An 18240-nucleotide genomic window follows, 5' to 3' on the forward strand; every position below is an offset into this window, starting at 1 on the left:
TTTATAATCCTTACTTTTTATTCTCTAATATTGTTAGAGAATAATTAGTATTTGATACAGGAGTGTGCATGAATCTATGAACTTCATTCACTTCTTTATCCATAGCACCTCTCATAACTAACCACATAATAGCTTCTGCACCCTCACTACCTGTTTCTCTAATTAACTCTGTTAGTGAAATATCTTTGATACTTTCAGGATCATTTACTAAACCATCTAACCATTTTCTATCATAATCTTGATTAATGAGACCTGCTCTTGGTCCTTGTAATTGATGAGATAATCCACCCGTTCCAACGATAGCTACAGTAATATCTTCAGGAAATGAATCAATTGCTTCTCTAATTGCTTTACCTAAGTTATAACATCTATTACCTTTTGGTTGTGGATATTGAACAACTCCTACATATAAAGGAATAAATTTACAAGGCCACTCTTGACAATCTTCACCAAACATAATTGATGCGGGAACTGAAAAACCATGATCAACATCTAATTCAAAAGAAAAAGCAACATCAAATTCTTTTTCATTAAAATGCTCTGCAATATGTGCTGATAATGTAGCATCACCTTTAAATGTTGGAACAGGTCTTCTACCATACCCTTCATCAGCAGGTAAATACTCATCAGCAATACCAATACCAAATGGAATTACATTTTTTAAAGAAAAGTTAGAACCATGATCATTGTATACAATAATACAAACATCAGGTTTATTATCTTTCATCCATTTTCTTAATGGTTTAATTCCCTCATTAAATGGTTCCCAATATGGTCCAACATTTGTTTTTTCATCAAAAACGTGCATAATTGTTGGTATGTGTGAGGTACCAATTCCTCCAATAATCTTAGCCATTACTTCTTTCCTTATTCTCTTTTATACTTCTATTACCCTCAATTGGTCGTCCACCGTTTATCATCATTTGTTGAAATTCTGCATGAGTAATAGGAGGTTCATTCATCATTGCGCCTGCTTGTTGCATTACAAGACCCAAAGTTGCTGCTATTTTCCATAAATAATAGATATTTCCACCCATGTCTAATAAACCATTTAAATCTCTTTTTCTAATAGCATCTTTCATCTCCTGCGTCAATTTAGGAAATCTACTCATGTACTCTTCTTCATCTTTTAAAAATGCTTGTCTTGCTTCTTCTTTATTTAAAGTGTCACAAAATTTATTTAACTCATAACCTTTGATACACGTTTGTAAATCAAAAACTATTGTTCCTGGAATATCTTTATAATCTCTATCTTCATAATTAATCATTATTTTTCTCCTTCACTAAAATGTTTTTCGATATGTTGATTAATTCTTGGGAATATTTTTCTTATATTATCTTCGAAAATCATTTTTTTCTTATTATCACTAATTTTCGCAGCATCTATATAGCGTTTTGTATCATCAAAATAGTGACCAGTTAATGGATCAATTCCTCTAACAGCTCCTATCATTTCAGATGCAAATAAAATATTTTCAGTTGGAACTAAATCTAATAATAAATCAATACCTTCTTGATGATATACACAAGTGTCAAAATAGATATTATTTTCAATAATTTTATTTATATTATCAAGTCCTAACATATCAGCTAAACCTCTAAATCTTCCCCAATGATAAGGAACAGCTCCACCACCATGAGGAATAATAAATTTTAATTCAGGAAAATCTTTGAACAATGTTTTACTCATAAAAAGTTGAGTAAAAGCAGTTGTATCAGCTCCTAAATAGTGTGAAGATGTTGTATGAAATGCACAATTACAAGAACCACTCACATGAATCATTGCAGGAGTTTGAAGTTCAACCATTTTTTCATATAATGGATACCAATATTTATTATCCAATGGTGGTGCATCATTCCAATAACCACCTGATGGATCTGGATTTAGATTAAAACCTATAAAATTGTATTCTTTAACACATCTTTCTAACTCTTTTACACTTGCCTCAATTGAAGCACCAGGAGATTGAGGAAGTTGTGCTGCACCTACAAAATTTTTAGGGAAAAGTTCAACAATTCTTGCAATTAAATCATTGCAATGTTCAGTCCAAGTTACACTTGTAGTTAAATTCCCAATATGATGTTCCATCTTACTAGCACGAGGAGAAAAAATTGTTAAATCAGTTCCTCTTTGAGTTTGTAATTTCAATTGATTATTTATAATACTTTCTCGTAATTGGTCATCAGTAATATTAATTTCACCCTTTAAATGATGAATCAATGGATTAAAGTTAAACTCTTTTATTTGTTGATCTCTATAATCAGTTAACTCTTTTGGAGCTGTTGTATAATGTCCATGGCAATCAATAATCATTTTATATTCCTTTCTTTAAATCTTCAAGTGAGTCATAATATTTAAAACCTGCTGCTTCTAAACCTGGTCTCATGTTGTATAAATCCAAACCTAAAACACCATCTTCAAACTTAGCTCTTTTTTCACCTTCAAAAGATTCTCTTTTTTGGGCAGCATCAGCAACTATTTGTGCATTTTCATATGGAACAATACAAATTCCATCATCATCAGCAATAACAATATCACCTGGATTTATTTGTTGACCACCACAAATAATTGGAATATTTACAGAACCTAAAGTATTTTTTACTGTTCCTTTAATGCTAATAGCTTTTGACCAAACAGGGAAATTCATCTCTTTTAAATCTTTAGTATCTCTTACTCCACCATCAATAACTAAACCTTTTACACCTTGCGCAATTGCTGAAGTTGCTAATAAGTCTCCAAAGAAACCATCATCATTTTCAGTAGTGCAACCAGCAATAATAATATCACCTGGTTGTGCTAATTCCATTGCTACATGTAACATCCAGTTATCACCTGGTTGTAGTAAAACTGTTATTGCACTTCCTGCGATTCTAACACCTGAAAAAACAGGTCTTAAATAAGGTTTTAATTGCCCTACTCTTTTTTGTGCTTCATGAACTGTTGCACTTCCTAGTTTTTCTAATCTATCTATTTGTTCTTGAGGTGCTCTGTTAATATTTTTAACTGCTACACCTAATACTTGTTCTCTTAGCATCTTAGTCCTCCCATCCATATAATTTAGCTGGATTGTCAACTAGAATTTTCTTTTGTAATTCTGGATCTGGAACCATTAAAGAGAATAAATCTAAAAGATCCGCATCATTTGGCATAAACTCTTTGATATTTGGATGAGGACAATCTGTTCCCCATAAAACTCTATCAGGTGCAATTGCAACTAACTTTTGCGCATAAGGAATAGCTTCATAAAAAGGAGGTTGTACACCAATTCTTTCAGCTCCTGAGATTTTAACCCACCAGTTTGTTTTTTTCATAAATTCACATAAAATTTTAAATGCTTCTTGCTCAATCCCTTTGCTAGTTGGAACTCTTCCCATATGATCAACAACAATTGTCATATCAAATTTTGCAAAAAAATCTTCATATTTAATAATATCTTCTGCATTAACATGAATTACCAAATGCCATCCAAAAGGAATTACTCTATTTATAACTCTTTCCATCATCTCTAAATCAGGTGCACCACCTAAATGAGTAACAAAATTAAATCTTATACCCTTAACACCATTGTCATTTAAGTATTTGAAATCTTCATCCGTAAATGAATCATCAGCCATACAAACGCCTTTATATCTTTTTGGGTCATTTTTTATTGCATCCATCATCGCAGAATTATCTTTACCATGACAAGAAGCTTGTACTAATACAGCTCTTGAAATACCAATTTTATCGTGCATCTTTCTCAAAAGTGCTTCTGGTGTATCAGGTGGCCAATATGTAGCTTTTTGCGAATAAGGAAATATTTCATGTGGACCAAATACATGACAATGTGCATCACAAGCATTTTTCATTGTTTTGTAAACTGGTGTTTTTGTATTCCTATCTGGTGCTAAACATGTTTTCTTTTCCAAAATTTTTCCTTTATATATTATTAATTATTTCTTGGGGAGGATATGCCTCACCTTTACTTATAAGTCTAGCTGTTCTTAATAGTCCAGCTTTTTTTATTACTAATTCATCATTTATCTCTTCACAAGTTAATTCAACTGAAAATTCACCACTTGGATGTTCAACAGAAATTATTCTATTTGATTTATTACTATTTTCAAATACATTACTTGTGATACAATCTTCATACAAACAAGCACTAGCAACTGAAACAGCACCTAATACACCAATTGATGAGTGACAAACATGAGGTATAAATGTTCGCGTATTTATATTTCCTCCATTTCTTGCTTTTGATACAATTGTCATTTTAGGAACAACTTTGTTTGTAACATCACCTAAATTCATAAGCGGACCAACTTTTAATCTAATATTTTCTAATTTACTTCTAAATATTTGATCATTACTCAACTCTTCACAAGTTTCATATCCAGTTTTCCCTAACTCACTTGCATTAATAAGTACAACAGGCATACCATTATCAATACATGTAATTTCAACTCCATCAATTACATCCTTCTTATTTCCTGTTGGAAATAAAGAACCACATACAGAACCAGCAACATCTATATAATTACAAATTATAGGAGATGAAGTTCCTGGTACACCATCAATTTTTGCATCACCTACGTAAGTTAACTTGCTATTTGGTGTTTGCATAATTAATTCACAAATGCTATTGCTATTTAACATATTTACTTTTATAGCTGTTGTACCATCAGTAGCATTTATCATTTTGCTTTCAATTGCAAAAATACCTACTCCTGACAATATATTTCCGCAGTTGGGAGAACTATCAACTCTATTTTCACCAACAACTACTTGAACAAATAAATAATCAACATCACAATCTTTTTCTTCAGATTTACTGATAATAGCAACTTTACTAGTAAGGGGGTTCGCGCCACCTAATCCATCAATTTGTCTTAAATCACGACCAACAATACTTAATATAATTTCATCACGAAGTTTTGTATCTTTTGGTAAATCTTTTTTATTAAAGAAAATACCCTTAGAGCTACCACCTCTAATTTGCATATATGGTATTGAAAAATAACTCATATTAGACCTTTATTTTAATTTCCGAACATTTGTACAGAAACTATAACATTGGTAAAATTAAAGTTCGCTTAACGAACATAAGTTCTTTTTAAGAAATTGTAGCAATAAGATAGCATCTTTCTAGAAAGATATAAATATTTGGTAAAAGTGTTGTTTTATAGATGATTTTTTTAAGATATTAGTTTAAAAAAAAGAAAAAATGTAAACTAAATTATTCTAAATTTGAAGGATGAATTTACCTTTTTATAACAATAAATATACAACAATTTTATTACTCCATAATTTTAATTGAAATATAATAAGTTATAATACAAACTCAAATTTATTATATGAAAGATAAAAATATGAATAAAGAAAACTTTTTAAATGACCTACAAAAAATATATGACTTTTTAAACGAAGAAAAATCAAAAACAAATGAACTAATTTCACATCTTGAAAATGAAGAGTTTGAAAAATTAACTTTAATAGATGATTTTGCAAAATCTCTAAACCTTGAAATGACAAATGATTTAAGATTTGCACTTGTTACAAGACTTGTAAATTTAAGAGATGATTCACTTGTTCAAGTATTAAAAAAACTTGGAAAAACAGAAATCGAGATTATTGAGCTTCAAGAAAGAGCTTATGATATTGTAAAAGATTACTGGCATGAAAAACATACAAAATTAATAGATTTAATTATACAAGAGAATCTTTTAACTCCATTTTATCAAGAAGTTTTTATTGGTGTTTATAATGTTGGACTTCAAATGTCAGCTTGGCAAACTACTTGGACTTCACATATTATAAATGGTGTAAACAAAGATTTAATGGCTAAATTTGATGGAAAAGAAGAAAAAGTTATGAAATATCTTGAAGATGAAAAACTTCTAGATCTTGGACATAATGCTCAAATTGCTGATAGATGTTATTCAGCCTTAGTAAAAGAAAAAACTAAATATGTATCAAAAGCCTACATCAAAGCTTTCAAAAAAGAGACAACTGAAGTTGTAGATACTCTTGAAGAGTTTGCAGATAAACTAGTTGAACTTGAAGATGAAGTTTATGGACAAAAATGGGATTATATTTTATATATTCAAGCACTTATCAAGGCTTTTAGTGAAGATAGAACAAATGAACTTGTAAGCAAATGGGCAGATGTTGATAGAGCTTGGATGAAAATAAAAACTCCAATTCAAATAGGTCATCCACTTGAATATTATGAAGACCATTTTAGAAAAGCTGTTGCACTTGAATGGGATATTAGACTTACAAATCCAAAATTTGCACAAAATGACCACAGAGTAAATAAAATAAAATCAGCATTTGCAAAAATCTATTCTAGTTTTGAACCAAATAAAACATACAAAAAAACTTATGATTTTTCACTAAAATCACTTGATAAAGTTCAACTTTATGTGGGACGACCAGCGCTATTTTTTGGTGCAGAATTTAGTGGAATGTTTTCAGCTCAAGTTGTACCAAATGATGAAATAGTATCACTTGAAGAGGGTAAAAAAATCTTTGCATTTTCAGATGAGATTTTACAAACAAGTCGTGCTAAACCATTTTTGAAACTTTCACGTGAAATTTTTGGACAAGAACTTCTCACACGTGATAGAACTTTCCTTTTTAATGAAACTGCATCTTGGCATCAAGTTTATGATATAAGCACTGTTGGGCATGAATATGGACATATTTTATGGTGTGATGATGAAACAGAATCAGTTATGAATAAAACTGGAAACTTCAAAAATATAGAAGAGTTCAAAGCAACAACTGGTGGGTTAATCTCTTATTTATTAGATGAGGATACAGATGAATCTCACTTAAAAGAACAAGTTTTAATTGACCTTATAAAAAGAAGTGTTGGATTAATTGGATGGATGGAAGTTGATGAAGTTCAACCTTATTATTGTGAGGGATTAATTCACTTAAATGGACTATTTACTACAGGTGTTTTAGTTTGGGATGAAGAGAATAAAAATTTAAATATTGATATAAGTGATGAAAAATTTGAAAAACTAAAAGCTTGGTATATTGAAAATTACACAGCTTTAGCAAAACACTATTTAGACAAACTTGATGCTACAAAGTTTTTAAATAGATATGCTACAAAAACGCAAAAATATTTTATGCCAAACGATGAAAAAATTAACTCATTTGTAAAATACTATTTCAAAAGATACCAAGAAATTGGGCAAGAGTTAGATACAAGTGATAAAAAAAGTAATTATATTAAATGAGTAAAAAGTAACTATAACTTTATAGTTACTTTTTGAATATACCTTTGATTGTTGAAAATATCTTAGAAACACTCAAATAAAATTTTGATTTAAAACTACTATTTTGCTCATTTAAATATTTTACTATCTCATAATTTCCAAACATAGAAGCAAACATTATAGGTGTTGTTCCCATTCCATTATTTTCATAGATATTTGCACCTGCTTTTACTAAAACTTTTACAATATCTAAATAACCTTTGAAGCAAACACCTGCAAGTGGTGTTTGTCCTCTATCATTTTTTTTATCAACATCAGCTCCAAAAAGAACCAATAATTCAGTTGTTTCAAGATTACCATTATAAGAAGCTAACATTAGCAAGCTATTTCCTTTATGGTCGCATAAATTTACAGGCATTCCTGAACCTAACATCATTCTTAAGTCTTCTGTCATTCCTCGTCTTGCAAAATCTAAAGCCACAATTTGAAGCTCTTCATATCTATTTAATTCATTTATTGTAGCTTCCATCTTAGATTCCTAATGCTTTTTTAACTCCAGCAGCATAATCAGAATGAACTTGTTCAAAAAGTGCAAGTTGTCTATTTACAATATTTTCTGGAACTCCATCCATTGCATCAGCAATATTGCTAAATAGTTGTTCTTTTTGATTCTCACTCATTAAATTAAAAAGTGCTGTTACTTGTGTAAAATCATCATTTCCATCTCTATGATTATATCTGTCTGCCACATCTCCCGTTTCAAAAGCTGGTTCTGCAAAACTTGCATCTTCAACTGCTCCATCAAAACTATTTGGTTCATAATAAGCATCTGTAACTTCTTTTATTTCATAATTCATAGAACCATCTGTATGGTAAGTATTCACCTCAACTATTGGTCTATTAACTGGTAACATCTCATAGTGAGTACCAACTCTATATCTATGTGCATCTGGATATGAGAAAATTCTTGCTTGTAACATTTTATCAGGCGAAAAACTAATACCTGGAACTATATTTGATGGAGAAAATGAAGCTTGTTCTATTTCATTAAAATAGTTTTTTGGATTTTCTTTTAAAGTCATAACTCCCACTTTTATCATTGGATAATCTTTATGTGGCCAAACTTTTGTTAAATCAAATGGATTAAAATTACACTCTTTAGCTTCATCATTTGTCATAATTTGAATTTCAAAACTCCATTTTGGGAAGTTACCCGCTTGAATATTTTCAAATAAATCTCTTTGATTAGATTCCCTATCTTTGGCAACTATTGCTTCTGCTTCTTTGTTTGTAATAGTTTCTATTCCTTGAAGTGTTTTAAAATGGAATTTAACCCAAAATCGCTCCCCTTGAGCATTTATTAAACTATAAGTATGTGAACCATAACCATTTACATGTCTGTATGATTTAGGAAGTCCTCTATCAGACATCAAAATAGTTACTTGGTGTAAACTTTCTGGACTTAGCGACCAAAAATCCCAAGCTGCTGTATTACTTCTTAAATTTGAATGTGGATGTCTTTTTTGTGTGTGAATAAAATCAGGGAATTTATATGCATCACGGATAAAAAATACTGGTGTATTATTTCCAACTAAATCCCAGTTTCCATCACGTGTATAAAATTTTAAAGCAAAACCTCTTACATCTCTTTCAGCATCAGCAGCACCACGTTCACCTGCAACTGTTGAAAACCTAAGTAACATTTTTGTAGTTTCACCTTTTTGTAAAACTTTTGCTTTTGTGTATTTTGAAATATCTTCAGTAATTTCTAATACTCCAAAAGCTCCACTTCCTTTTGCATGAACAACTCTTTCAGGTATTCTTTCTCTATTTTGATGAGCTAGTTTTTCTATTAACTGATAATCTTGTAAAAGTACAGGTCCTCTACTTCCAGCAGTTATTGAGTTTTGATTATCCGAAATTGGATTTCCAGCTGTTGTTGTCATAGTTTTTTTCATAGTTCATCCTTTAAATTTACCAAGGATAATATTTATCCTTTAATAAATTTATTCTATTACTATAAAACTTAATTAAATATTAAAAAGTCAATTCTTTTTACTCTTTTATTAAACTTCTATTCTATTTTTAAATCTATTTTATTACTACTTAATACTTGGACTGATACTCTTCCAATCTTCTCTAAGCGTTTTTACTAATGAAAATTTATCTTTTGGATTTGCAATTTCTCCATATTCATAAGGAGTAACAACTACTAATCCACCTTTTAGTAAACTTGTAAAAGTATTAGATTCAACAGATGAACCAGAAAAAATTGAAAATTTCATTTCAAAACCACTTATGTCATAAAATTCTGAGTTTTTTCTTATAAGTTTCACATATTTATCATAAATCAAACAATCAACTACAACTTTAGAACCATCATCACTTAAATCAATTTTACTTACTTTTCCTATTTGTACATTTTTATAATAAACAGGAGAATCAACGTTTACACTTGAAGCTGTTGGGTCTTCTACTTTAAATACTGTTCCAAAATATGATTTTTCAACTGAGGGTTGATTTTCTAATCCTTCAAATTTTATTTGATATTTAGTATTATCACTTTTAATAACTCCAATATTTACAGCCATTACAGTTGAACCTGCATTTGCTATTTCTTGTAAAGAGATTCTTGGTTTTTTAAGATAAAAGATTGTTCCTTCTTTTGCAAAGGAAGTAAAATCATCATAAATCAAAGCTTTTACTACAACTTGCTGTTTTTCATTTAGACTTACATTTGTAACTTTCCCAACATTTACACCTTTATATGTTAATTGTGAGAAATTTTCTTGAACACCTTCAACATTATCAAAAATAATAGTTAAGCTATTAGTTGAATTTTTCATATTATCTTCAGTTGCATAGATTTGTGTTTTTTCAAAGGCAGTATTTGAATCATTATTAAGATGTATTGACCCCTCAATCAAAGAAGTAAAATTATCAACTTCAAATAAAACTCCACTTAAACTAGCTTTGAAATCAACAATACCTTTTTTATAAAATCTGCTTTTATCCGTAATATATTTTTTGTAAGCTGTATATACAAATAGAGTTACTTTTGATTTTTTATCATCAAATCTTATATTTTTTACAAAACCAATTTCTTGATTTTTATAAACAATCGCCATATCTGGTTTTATCTCAAAACTATTATCAAAATCAGCTTCAATAGTAAATCCATTATTATTAAATCTTTTTAGTTTTTCTATTTCTTTATATGAACTATATAATTTAAACTCATTTTTTGTTAATTTACCCTCATCTATTTTATCTGCAATAAGTCCAATAGCACCATTTAATAAAGGTTCAATTCCACTATAATTTATATTTAGATTTAGATTTTTCATTTCTACTAATTTAGAACTCATATCATAAAAAAGATTATTGTCATTTATTAAATCTTTATATTTATCATCTATTAAAAGAGTAATTTTTACATTTTTTAAATCTTTAGTTAAAGCATAACTATCCACAAACCCAATCTCAATATTTTTATAATATACTTTTGATTTTTCAGATATTGAGTTTAGATTTTCACTTAAAAGTTCTACTTTAATTGTACTATTGATTTTGTTTAAATCTTTTTTCTTAATTGCTGTGAAAGTATTTGAGAAGTCCCCTTTTTTATACTCTAAAGAAATAAAATTACCTTTTACAATATTTCCTAAATTCTTCACTCCATCAAAAGAGATTGTCGGTTCTTCAACAAAAAATTTAGTTTTATTTGTTAATAAATATTTATACTCTTCATATACAAATGCTTTTGAGATTAACACATCTTTATTTAATTTTACATCTATAATTTTACCTATTTCAATACCTTTGAAAATAATAGGTGTATTCTCTTCTATACCATTTACATCAAGAAAATTAAGACTAATAATTTCTTTCTTTTTCAAATCATCTTTTTTTCCATATAAAAGATATGGTTCATCTTTAATAATTTTAGCAGCCTCTTTATCTGGTGTTAATACTGTAATTCCACCAACTAAAGCTGAATATAAAGACCCCACTTCAATATTTAATCCACTTGCTCCATAACTAACTTTTAAGGCTTCATTCATTACAAATTTTGAACTTTTGTTTACTAAATAATTAAATTTATCATAAATATAAGCTGTGAAATAAACTTTTTCAAAAATAAACTCTTTAGCAATAATTTCACCTATTTGAAAATTATTATAAAAAATTGGAGTTCCAACTTCAACGTTATCTTTGTCATTTGCAATTAAAGAGACATAATATCCATCATTTTCAAATTCATCATTTGGTTGAGTATCTAAACCATCAAAATAGTACTTTTCTTTTCCTTCTTCAAACTCTTTTTGTGTTTTAAATACAGGCGATAATTCAATTTTATAACCACTAATTAAAGTATTTAATCCAGAAATTTTAGTTAATGAAATAGTTGGTTTTTTTATCCAAAATTGAGAACTTTCATTTGCTACATATTTTGCAACTTCATTGTCAACTAAAACATTTACTTTTACACTTTTTAAATCTTCATGAATACTAATCTTTGTAACTTTTCCAAGTTGTAAACCTTTGTATTCTAAAGGTGTAACACCCTCTTTTAGTCCCTCTGCACTTTTAAATACTAAAGTAATATTTGTACCTTTTTTCATATAAGATTCATATGCAATCCAGCCTAAAATTGCTAAAATAATCAAAGGTAAAACCCAAATAAATGAGATAGGTTTTTTATCTTCTATTTTTGGTTCATAAACTTCTTGTTTGAATTCTTGTTCTATTATTTCATTGCTCATCCCAAATAATCCTTGTATCAAATCTATTTGCTGCTATCATTGTTAATATTACCATTAAAGCAAAGGAAGTCGCAGCAATTCCTCCTTTTATATTAAATATCTCATCAAGTTGCACAACTGAAGCTAATATAGCAACCACATAAATATCAATCATAGACCATTTTCCAATGGCTTCTACAAATTTAAATATTAATATTTTTCTATTATTATGCATTTTTACTTTTACTTTTATACTTATAAAAATAAAAAGTAAACCAACTAATTTTATCATTGGAATTACAACACTTGCAGTAAAAACAACAAAAGCTATAAAATAACTTTTATATTCCAAAAAGCTAATTACTCCACCTAAAATTGTACTTTCAACTTTTACTCCAAGCCTTGTAACTTCCATAATTGGATAAAGCATTGCTGGAATATAAAGTAATATTGCACAAATAGTAAGTGCAATTGATACTTGTAATGAATCTTTTATTCGTTTTCGTACCAAATGATTACATCTACTACAAACAAAATCATCATAATTTTGTTTTTCGTACATTTTGTGACAGTTTTTACAAGATATTAAAACCATTTATTCCTCAAATACACTTTTACCCTCAAATTTTATATTTGACATATAAAAACAAAATATATATGCCAACATAATATAAAAACCTATATCGAACTTTGTACTACTAACCATTCCTACAAGTTTGATATATGTAACAATAATACTTATTACAAAAACCTCTATAAATCCCCAGTGTTTAAAAAAATGAAAACTATCATGAAGCAAAGTATCTGTAAAAAATCTTATCTTAGTTTTATCTTGAATAAAAGCAAAAATTATTACTAAAGAGTTAAGAACTGGTGCTAAAACTATCGTAAAAAAAACAACTAAAGAAACAAAAAAGAAATTTTGTTCTAAAAGAATTGATACAGTACCTAATAAAGTAGCTTTTAATTCCTCATCATTTATATTTAAAGAGATAATAGGATAAATATTTAATATTCCAAATAATAAAAGCGCTGAGATAGAATAATATAAAGAATCATTTGTTTGTTTTTTCTCAATTTTAATTTTACTATTACATCGTGGACATCGTTGAGTATGAATTTGGTCGTTATTTTTTTTTATAAATAATCCACAATTATAACATTCTATAATATTATCAATACTTCTTTGCATAAAATTTTACCTTTTAGTTTCGGCATTCTAACATAGTAAACTTTTTTTCATTCTAAAAAGTGTTTAAAATTAAATATATTGTATTATGCTATGGCAATTATGCAATAATATATTATTTTTTAAAGGTTAATAAAAATGCAATTTACTATAACACAAGCACAATTTGGACAAAGACCTCCTGTTGTAAAACCAGCACCTGAAGTTTTAAAATTTTTAGGTGAAGAAAAAATGAGACAAATTATCTCAGAACATTATGATTTATTAAGACAAAGTAACATAAAAGGATTATTCCCCCCCACAGATGAAGGATTTGAATTAGCAAAAAAACATTCAGCAGATTTTTTTATTCAAATCTGTGGTGGACCTGATTATTTTAATCAAAGTAGAGGTGCACCAATGATGGCTGGACGACACGCTGCTTTTAAAATTACTCCTGAGGCTAGAATGATTTGGCTTGAATCTTATATAATAGTTTTATCTTCAGTTGATATGCCTGATGATTTAAAACAATCTTTTTGGAATTACCTAGATATTTTTTCAATTTGGATGGTTAATACTCCTCAAGATTAGTAAAAATGGGTGAATCCCATTTTTATTGATTAATAATTTTTTTCATCTTAGATTCTCAATACTTTCTTAAATTTAATAATATTTCTCAATAATTTATGTATTAAATTACCATTTTTTTGCTACTATTAAAAATACACTTTTCTAGGACTCATTATGAAGAAAACTTTCAAAAATTATATCTTTTCAAGACAAATAATTTTGGTTTCATTGATTTTTTTTATCTGCTTTATTTTTAGTACATACTTGCATACAACTCTTACCAAAAAAGAAGCATTACAACACTCAAAAGCAATATCAAATCAAGTATTTTCTTCTATGTATCAAGTAATGAAAAAAGGCTGGGGTAAAGAGGATATTAAACTATTTACAAAATCTTTAGAAGATAATTTTGAAAGTAGCAACTATGAAATAAATCTTTATAGAGGGAATAAAGTAAGAGAACTTTTTGGTGATATTGATGAAAAAGCAAAAGATAGTACTTTAGTAGATATTTTAAATGGTAAGATTGAAAAACTTGATAGTTTTGAAAATAATATTGTAAGAAATATCTTGCCATTAAAAGCAAAAAATGATTGTTTATCTTGTCACACAAATGCTCAAGTAGGAGATGTTTTAGGAGTTTTAGAAGTAACACAAGATCTTAACTCTATTTTTACAGAATCAAAATATCAATATATTTCTTTTTTCTTTATTATTGTTCCTATATTTTATCTTCTTGCTTTTTTATCATCAAGATATACGACAAAACCTATTATAAGAAATTTAACTTTGTTTAATGAAAAAGTTAAAAATATAAATTCAGTTCAAGACTTTAAAGCCTTTGATTCAAAAAATATAGATTTATATTTTAAAGAATTCAACCAAGTAGTACGCAATGTAGATTTAATGGCCAATAAGTTAAAAGCAGTTGCCGTTGATAAAGAGTTATTAGAGTTTGAAATAAGATTATTAGATAAATTTATTATTACTTCAGATGTTGTAAAAGATTGGAGAGAGTTTATTTGTGATTTATTAATAGAGATAAATAAAATCATGGAAACTTACAGTTTAATGACTATTTTTAGAGTTGGTGAAGACCAATTTGAAGTTGATATTTTTTGGCTTGGAATGCCAAAAGAACATCAGAAAGAAGTTTTTGATGAATATATAAATAAAACAATTAGAGAATCTGATTATTTCAAAGAAATGACAGATTTTACAATTAAACATGTAATTGCAGATAGAAATAGATGTTTGAGTGAATTAGAAGAAGATAATATTGAATATCGTTCAAAATCTCTATTTTTAGATAGTCCAAAAATCGGGGGAATTGTTGGAATTGGGCTACAATCAGTTTTTGCTAGTGATCCCGTTAGATACATAGTAATTGACTCTATTTTAACAACAATGGCAAATCTTGTTGGTTCAGTAAAAGCTATTCATAAATATACACAAGATTTAGAATATTATGCGGCAAGGGATCCATTAACAGACCTTTTTAATCAAAGAGTTTTTAATGACATGATGAGTTATGAAATAAAAAGAGCAGCAAAACATGATTATCCATTTTCATTGATGGTTATAGATTGTGATAATTTCAAACCTATAAATGATAATTTTGGTCATGCATTTGGAGATAAATTCTTACAAACAGTTGCAAATATTCTTGAAGATGAAAAAAGAGATGAAGATATAGTTGCTAGATATGGAGGAGATGAATTTACTATTATTCTTCCTGAATGTGATGAAAATGGAGCTTTAACTGTTGCAAATAGAATTTCAAAAAAAATTGAAAATGAAAAATTAATTGCCCCAGATGGAACAAAGGTTGGAATAACTATTTCTATTGGAATTTGTGTTTATCCAACTCACACTTTATCTCAACAAGATATGTTTGTTATTGCAGATGCAATGATGTATCAAGTAAAAGAGGAAGGAAAAAACTCTATTAAAATTCCAAATGAACAAGATATTTCAGATATTTTAAAAACAAATCAAGAAAAATCTTCTTTGTTAATTAGAGCAATAGAAAATGATGAAATTCATCCATATTTCCAACCTATAAAACCAGCTAACTCAAAAAATGATCTTGTGATTCATGAACTATTAATGAGAATAAATCAAGATGGAAAAATAGTTTCAGCCTATGAATTTATAGAAATTGCAGAAGCTAGAGGACTTATTAATACCATGGATTTAATGGTTATTGAAAAAGCTTTCAAAGAGATTCAAAGAACTAAATATGAAGGAATTTTATTTATTAATTTATCTCCGAAATCTCTAATAATGGGAGATTTTATAAATAAAATAAATGCTTTTGTTTTGAAATATGACATTAAAAAAGAAAAAATAGTATTTGAAATCACAGAAAGAGAGACTGTAAAAAACTTCTCTTTATTAGAAAAATTTGTGCATAATCTAAAAGCAGATGGATACAAATTTGCCATAGATGATTTTGGTTCAGGATTCTCATCATTTCACTATATTAAAAAATTCCCTATTGATTATGTAAAAATTGATGGTGATTTTATTATAAATATAAATAAAGATGAAAAAGATAGAGCTTTTGTAAATAGTATTGTAACTTTAGCAAAAGAGTTAAAAATACATACTATTGCAGAATTTGTTGAAAATGAAGAGATAGTTGAAGTTCTAAATGATTTAGAAATCGACTATTATCAAGGTTTCCATATTGGAAAACCAAGTAACAAGTTTATCTCTTTATAGAGATAAACTTTAGTTTCCAATGGCTAATGCGTATAAAACCATTGTATTTTCTTCTATAAACTCACAAACTTCATCGTCATAATAAGCCCCTATTCCACTACAACCAATATCTAAATAGTTTGAAGCAATATAAAGTCTATGTCCAATAACTCCAGCTTTTTGATAAAGTTCTTGGTAGTTTTTACCTTTTGATGTTAAGAAAAACGTAACTGCGCTAGATGTTCCTAAATCTTGCTCTAAACATAAATATCCTGCTTTTGAGTTAAAATCACCAGTTCTAAGTAGTTCACCATTTTTATAAAGTCCTAAAATATAACCCTCAACTCTATTTATAGTGTAATAAATATCAACTTGCTCATCACAATCACTTTTTATTGCTTGATTTACAACATTCATTATTGATTCAAATTGAAGTTTTGAAATACTTTGTTTTGTGAACTCTCGGATTGATCTTCTTTTAAAAATTGTATCTTGAAGCTTTTGTTTTTGAAAATTAAAAATAGCACTTTTTTCTTGGGCTTTTTTATCTGTTATTTCTAAACTATCTTGATAAGCCATTTCAACTAGCTTGTTTTTTTCAAAAAACGAGATATTCTCTTCTATATAACTAGCTCCATCTAAAGTAGGAAGCAACATAGAAAAACTCACTTTCTTATTATTTTGTTTTTCCCCAGCAATTACAATAGAAGTAAAAAATTCTTTTTCATCAAAAGAAAAGAACTCATTTAATTTTTCTTTAGAAAAATCATATATTACTTCAAACTCTTTATTAAATAAATATGAACTAGCTTCAATCGTTCCAATTAAATGTCCAGCATCCAATAAACAATATCTAAATGCCCTATTTTTATATTTCCATGATGACCTAAAATATAAAGATGAAACAAAAAATATAAACCCATCAATACTGTATGATAATTCTAAAAGTTCTTCTATTCCCTCATTATTTTCTAGTTTTTGTAATAATACTGCGCTTGAACTTGCCACTTCTAAGTGATAAATTCCATCTTCAAAACCATCTACATTTCGCACTTGAAAATAGAGTTCATTTGGATATAAAGCACCAGCACTTGGATTTACTCTTAAATAGTATTCCACACCTGGGTAGGTTTTTTTAGCACTAATTCCACTAATTAAATATAAAAAATTATAGTTATCATTTTGAGAAAGTAATGGAATTCGTGTATATTCTTTGGGATAAAATTTGAATTTATTTGGAGGATTATTCCAATTTACTCTATTTGGATTTACTCTGATTGAATTGTATGAATGTTTTGTGTTTTGGTGGTAATTATTTAAAGGTATTAACATAAAGTTCAACTATTAAAAGTTGAACTTTACAGCAAGATTTGATGTATCATAATCATAATCTCTTGGTGAATCATTCATTGTAACTGTTTTATAACTTCCTTCAATTGCTACATTTGAAGTAAGCCTATATTCCAACGCTCCACCATAACCAAGACCAGTAGCAGTATCATTATCAACAGTTTGAGCAACGCCTGTTCCTATTGCAAAACCAGTTAAGTTATCAATTATTTCGTAACCTGCTCTTAAATCAAGATCAACACTGATTGCTTCAACTCCATTTTTTACATTACCATAAGATAAACTATTCCCAAAACCTAAAATAATTCCATTATCTAATCTTGTATTTGATGTATAACCAATACCATATTGTGTGTAAGTTGTACCTTTTAATTTAGCAGAACTTGCACCAATTGATGCTTTTGTATCAAATTCACTTGCAATTAATACAGATGAAAAACCCGCTATTAATGAAATTACTAACAAACTTTTTTTCATTATTTT

16 protein-coding genes are annotated in these 18240 nt (G+C 28.1%); 3 read left to right on the forward strand and 13 right to left on the reverse strand.

Going from position 1 to position 18240, the window contains the following annotated elements; genetic code table 11:
• Positions 1-10 precede the first annotated feature (10 nt).
• From AVENP_RS10870 to AVENP_RS10895, 6 genes are read right to left on the reverse strand one after another with little or no spacing between them, the layout of a single operon-like run.
• Positions 11-856 (reverse strand): class III extradiol dioxygenase subunit beta, encoded by an 846-nt coding sequence (locus AVENP_RS10870; protein ID WP_128359404.1) that lies wholly within the window; start codon positions 854-856, stop codon positions 11-13.
• On the reverse strand, positions 849-1268 hold the full coding sequence (gene ligA / locus AVENP_RS10875; protein WP_128359403.1) for a protocatechuate 4,5-dioxygenase subunit alpha: 420 nt from the start codon (positions 1266-1268) through the stop codon (positions 849-851). Before ligA ends, AVENP_RS10870 begins: the two co-directional genes overlap by 8 nt.
• Positions 1268-2314: an amidohydrolase family protein gene (locus AVENP_RS10880; protein WP_128359402.1), complete on the reverse strand. Its 1047-nt coding sequence runs from the start codon at positions 2312-2314 to the stop codon at positions 1268-1270. Before AVENP_RS10880 ends, ligA begins: the two co-directional genes overlap by 1 nt.
• A 1-nt stretch (position 2315) precedes the next feature.
• Positions 2316-3035, reverse strand: coding sequence for a 4-carboxy-4-hydroxy-2-oxoadipate aldolase/oxaloacetate decarboxylase (gene ligK, locus AVENP_RS10885; RefSeq protein ID WP_128359401.1), 720 nt, complete (start codon positions 3033-3035; stop codon positions 2316-2318).
• Position 3036: 1 nt separating this feature from the next.
• The gene (locus AVENP_RS10890) at positions 3037-3909 is read right to left on the reverse strand and encodes an amidohydrolase family protein (protein WP_128359400.1); all 873 of its coding nucleotides are present in this window, start codon (positions 3907-3909) and stop codon (positions 3037-3039) included.
• A gap of 10 nt (positions 3910-3919) precedes the next feature.
• The gene (locus AVENP_RS10895) at positions 3920-5008 is read right to left on the reverse strand and encodes a 4-oxalomesaconate tautomerase (RefSeq protein ID WP_128359399.1); all 1089 of its coding nucleotides are present in this window, start codon (positions 5006-5008) and stop codon (positions 3920-3922) included.
• A 344-nt stretch (positions 5009-5352) separates the two neighbouring features.
• On the opposite strand from AVENP_RS10895, the gene ciaB reads away from it, so the two are divergent.
• On the forward strand, positions 5353-7236 hold the full coding sequence (gene ciaB / locus AVENP_RS10900) for an invasion protein CiaB (RefSeq protein WP_128359398.1): 1884 nt from the start codon (positions 5353-5355) through the stop codon (positions 7234-7236).
• Between the two features lie 25 nt (positions 7237-7261).
• Here ciaB and AVENP_RS10905 read toward each other — a convergent pair whose 3' ends face one another.
• The 5 genes from AVENP_RS10905 to AVENP_RS10925 form a co-directional block, all read right to left on the reverse strand.
• Complete coding sequence (locus AVENP_RS10905; protein ID WP_128359397.1) at positions 7262-7744, reverse strand: ankyrin repeat domain-containing protein; 483 nt, start codon at positions 7742-7744, stop codon at positions 7262-7264.
• 1 nt (position 7745) lies between these two features.
• Complete coding sequence (locus AVENP_RS10910) at positions 7746-9173, reverse strand: catalase (RefSeq protein WP_128359396.1); 1428 nt, start codon at positions 9171-9173, stop codon at positions 7746-7748.
• Between the two features lie 144 nt (positions 9174-9317).
• Positions 9318-11981, reverse strand: a complete 2664-nt coding sequence (locus tag AVENP_RS10915; RefSeq protein WP_128359395.1) for an MlaD family protein — start codon at positions 11979-11981, stop codon at positions 9318-9320.
• Complete coding sequence (locus AVENP_RS10920) at positions 11971-12555, reverse strand: paraquat-inducible protein A (protein ID WP_128359394.1); 585 nt, start codon at positions 12553-12555, stop codon at positions 11971-11973. Before AVENP_RS10920 ends, AVENP_RS10915 begins: the two co-directional genes overlap by 11 nt.
• Positions 12556-13152: a paraquat-inducible protein A gene (locus AVENP_RS10925; RefSeq protein WP_128359393.1), complete on the reverse strand. Its 597-nt coding sequence runs from the start codon at positions 13150-13152 to the stop codon at positions 12556-12558.
• A 135-nt stretch (positions 13153-13287) separates the two neighbouring features.
• On the opposite strand from AVENP_RS10925, the gene AVENP_RS10930 reads away from it, so the two are divergent.
• Both AVENP_RS10930 and AVENP_RS10935 read left to right on the forward strand, forming a co-directional pair.
• The gene (locus tag AVENP_RS10930; protein ID WP_128359392.1) at positions 13288-13722 is read left to right on the forward strand and encodes a globin domain-containing protein; all 435 of its coding nucleotides are present in this window, start codon (positions 13288-13290) and stop codon (positions 13720-13722) included.
• Between the two features lie 153 nt (positions 13723-13875).
• On the forward strand, positions 13876-16428 hold the full coding sequence (locus tag AVENP_RS10935; RefSeq protein WP_128359391.1) for a putative bifunctional diguanylate cyclase/phosphodiesterase: 2553 nt from the start codon (positions 13876-13878) through the stop codon (positions 16426-16428).
• 9 nt (positions 16429-16437) lie between these two features.
• On the opposite strand, the gene AVENP_RS10940 is transcribed toward AVENP_RS10935, so the two are convergent.
• Together AVENP_RS10940 and AVENP_RS10945 are read right to left on the reverse strand one after the other, a co-directional pair.
• A complete protein-coding gene (locus AVENP_RS10940; protein WP_128359390.1) occupies positions 16438-17739 on the reverse strand; it encodes a SagB family peptide dehydrogenase in 1302 nt (433 codons plus the stop codon).
• A 12-nt stretch (positions 17740-17751) separates the two neighbouring features.
• Positions 17752-18234, reverse strand: coding sequence for an outer membrane protein (locus AVENP_RS10945; RefSeq protein WP_172664293.1), 483 nt, complete (start codon positions 18232-18234; stop codon positions 17752-17754).
• Positions 18235-18240: the final 6 nt, after the last annotated feature.

It is taken from the genome of Arcobacter venerupis (assembly GCF_013201665.1).
Lineage (GTDB): Bacteria > Campylobacterota > Campylobacteria > Campylobacterales > Arcobacteraceae > Aliarcobacter > Aliarcobacter venerupis.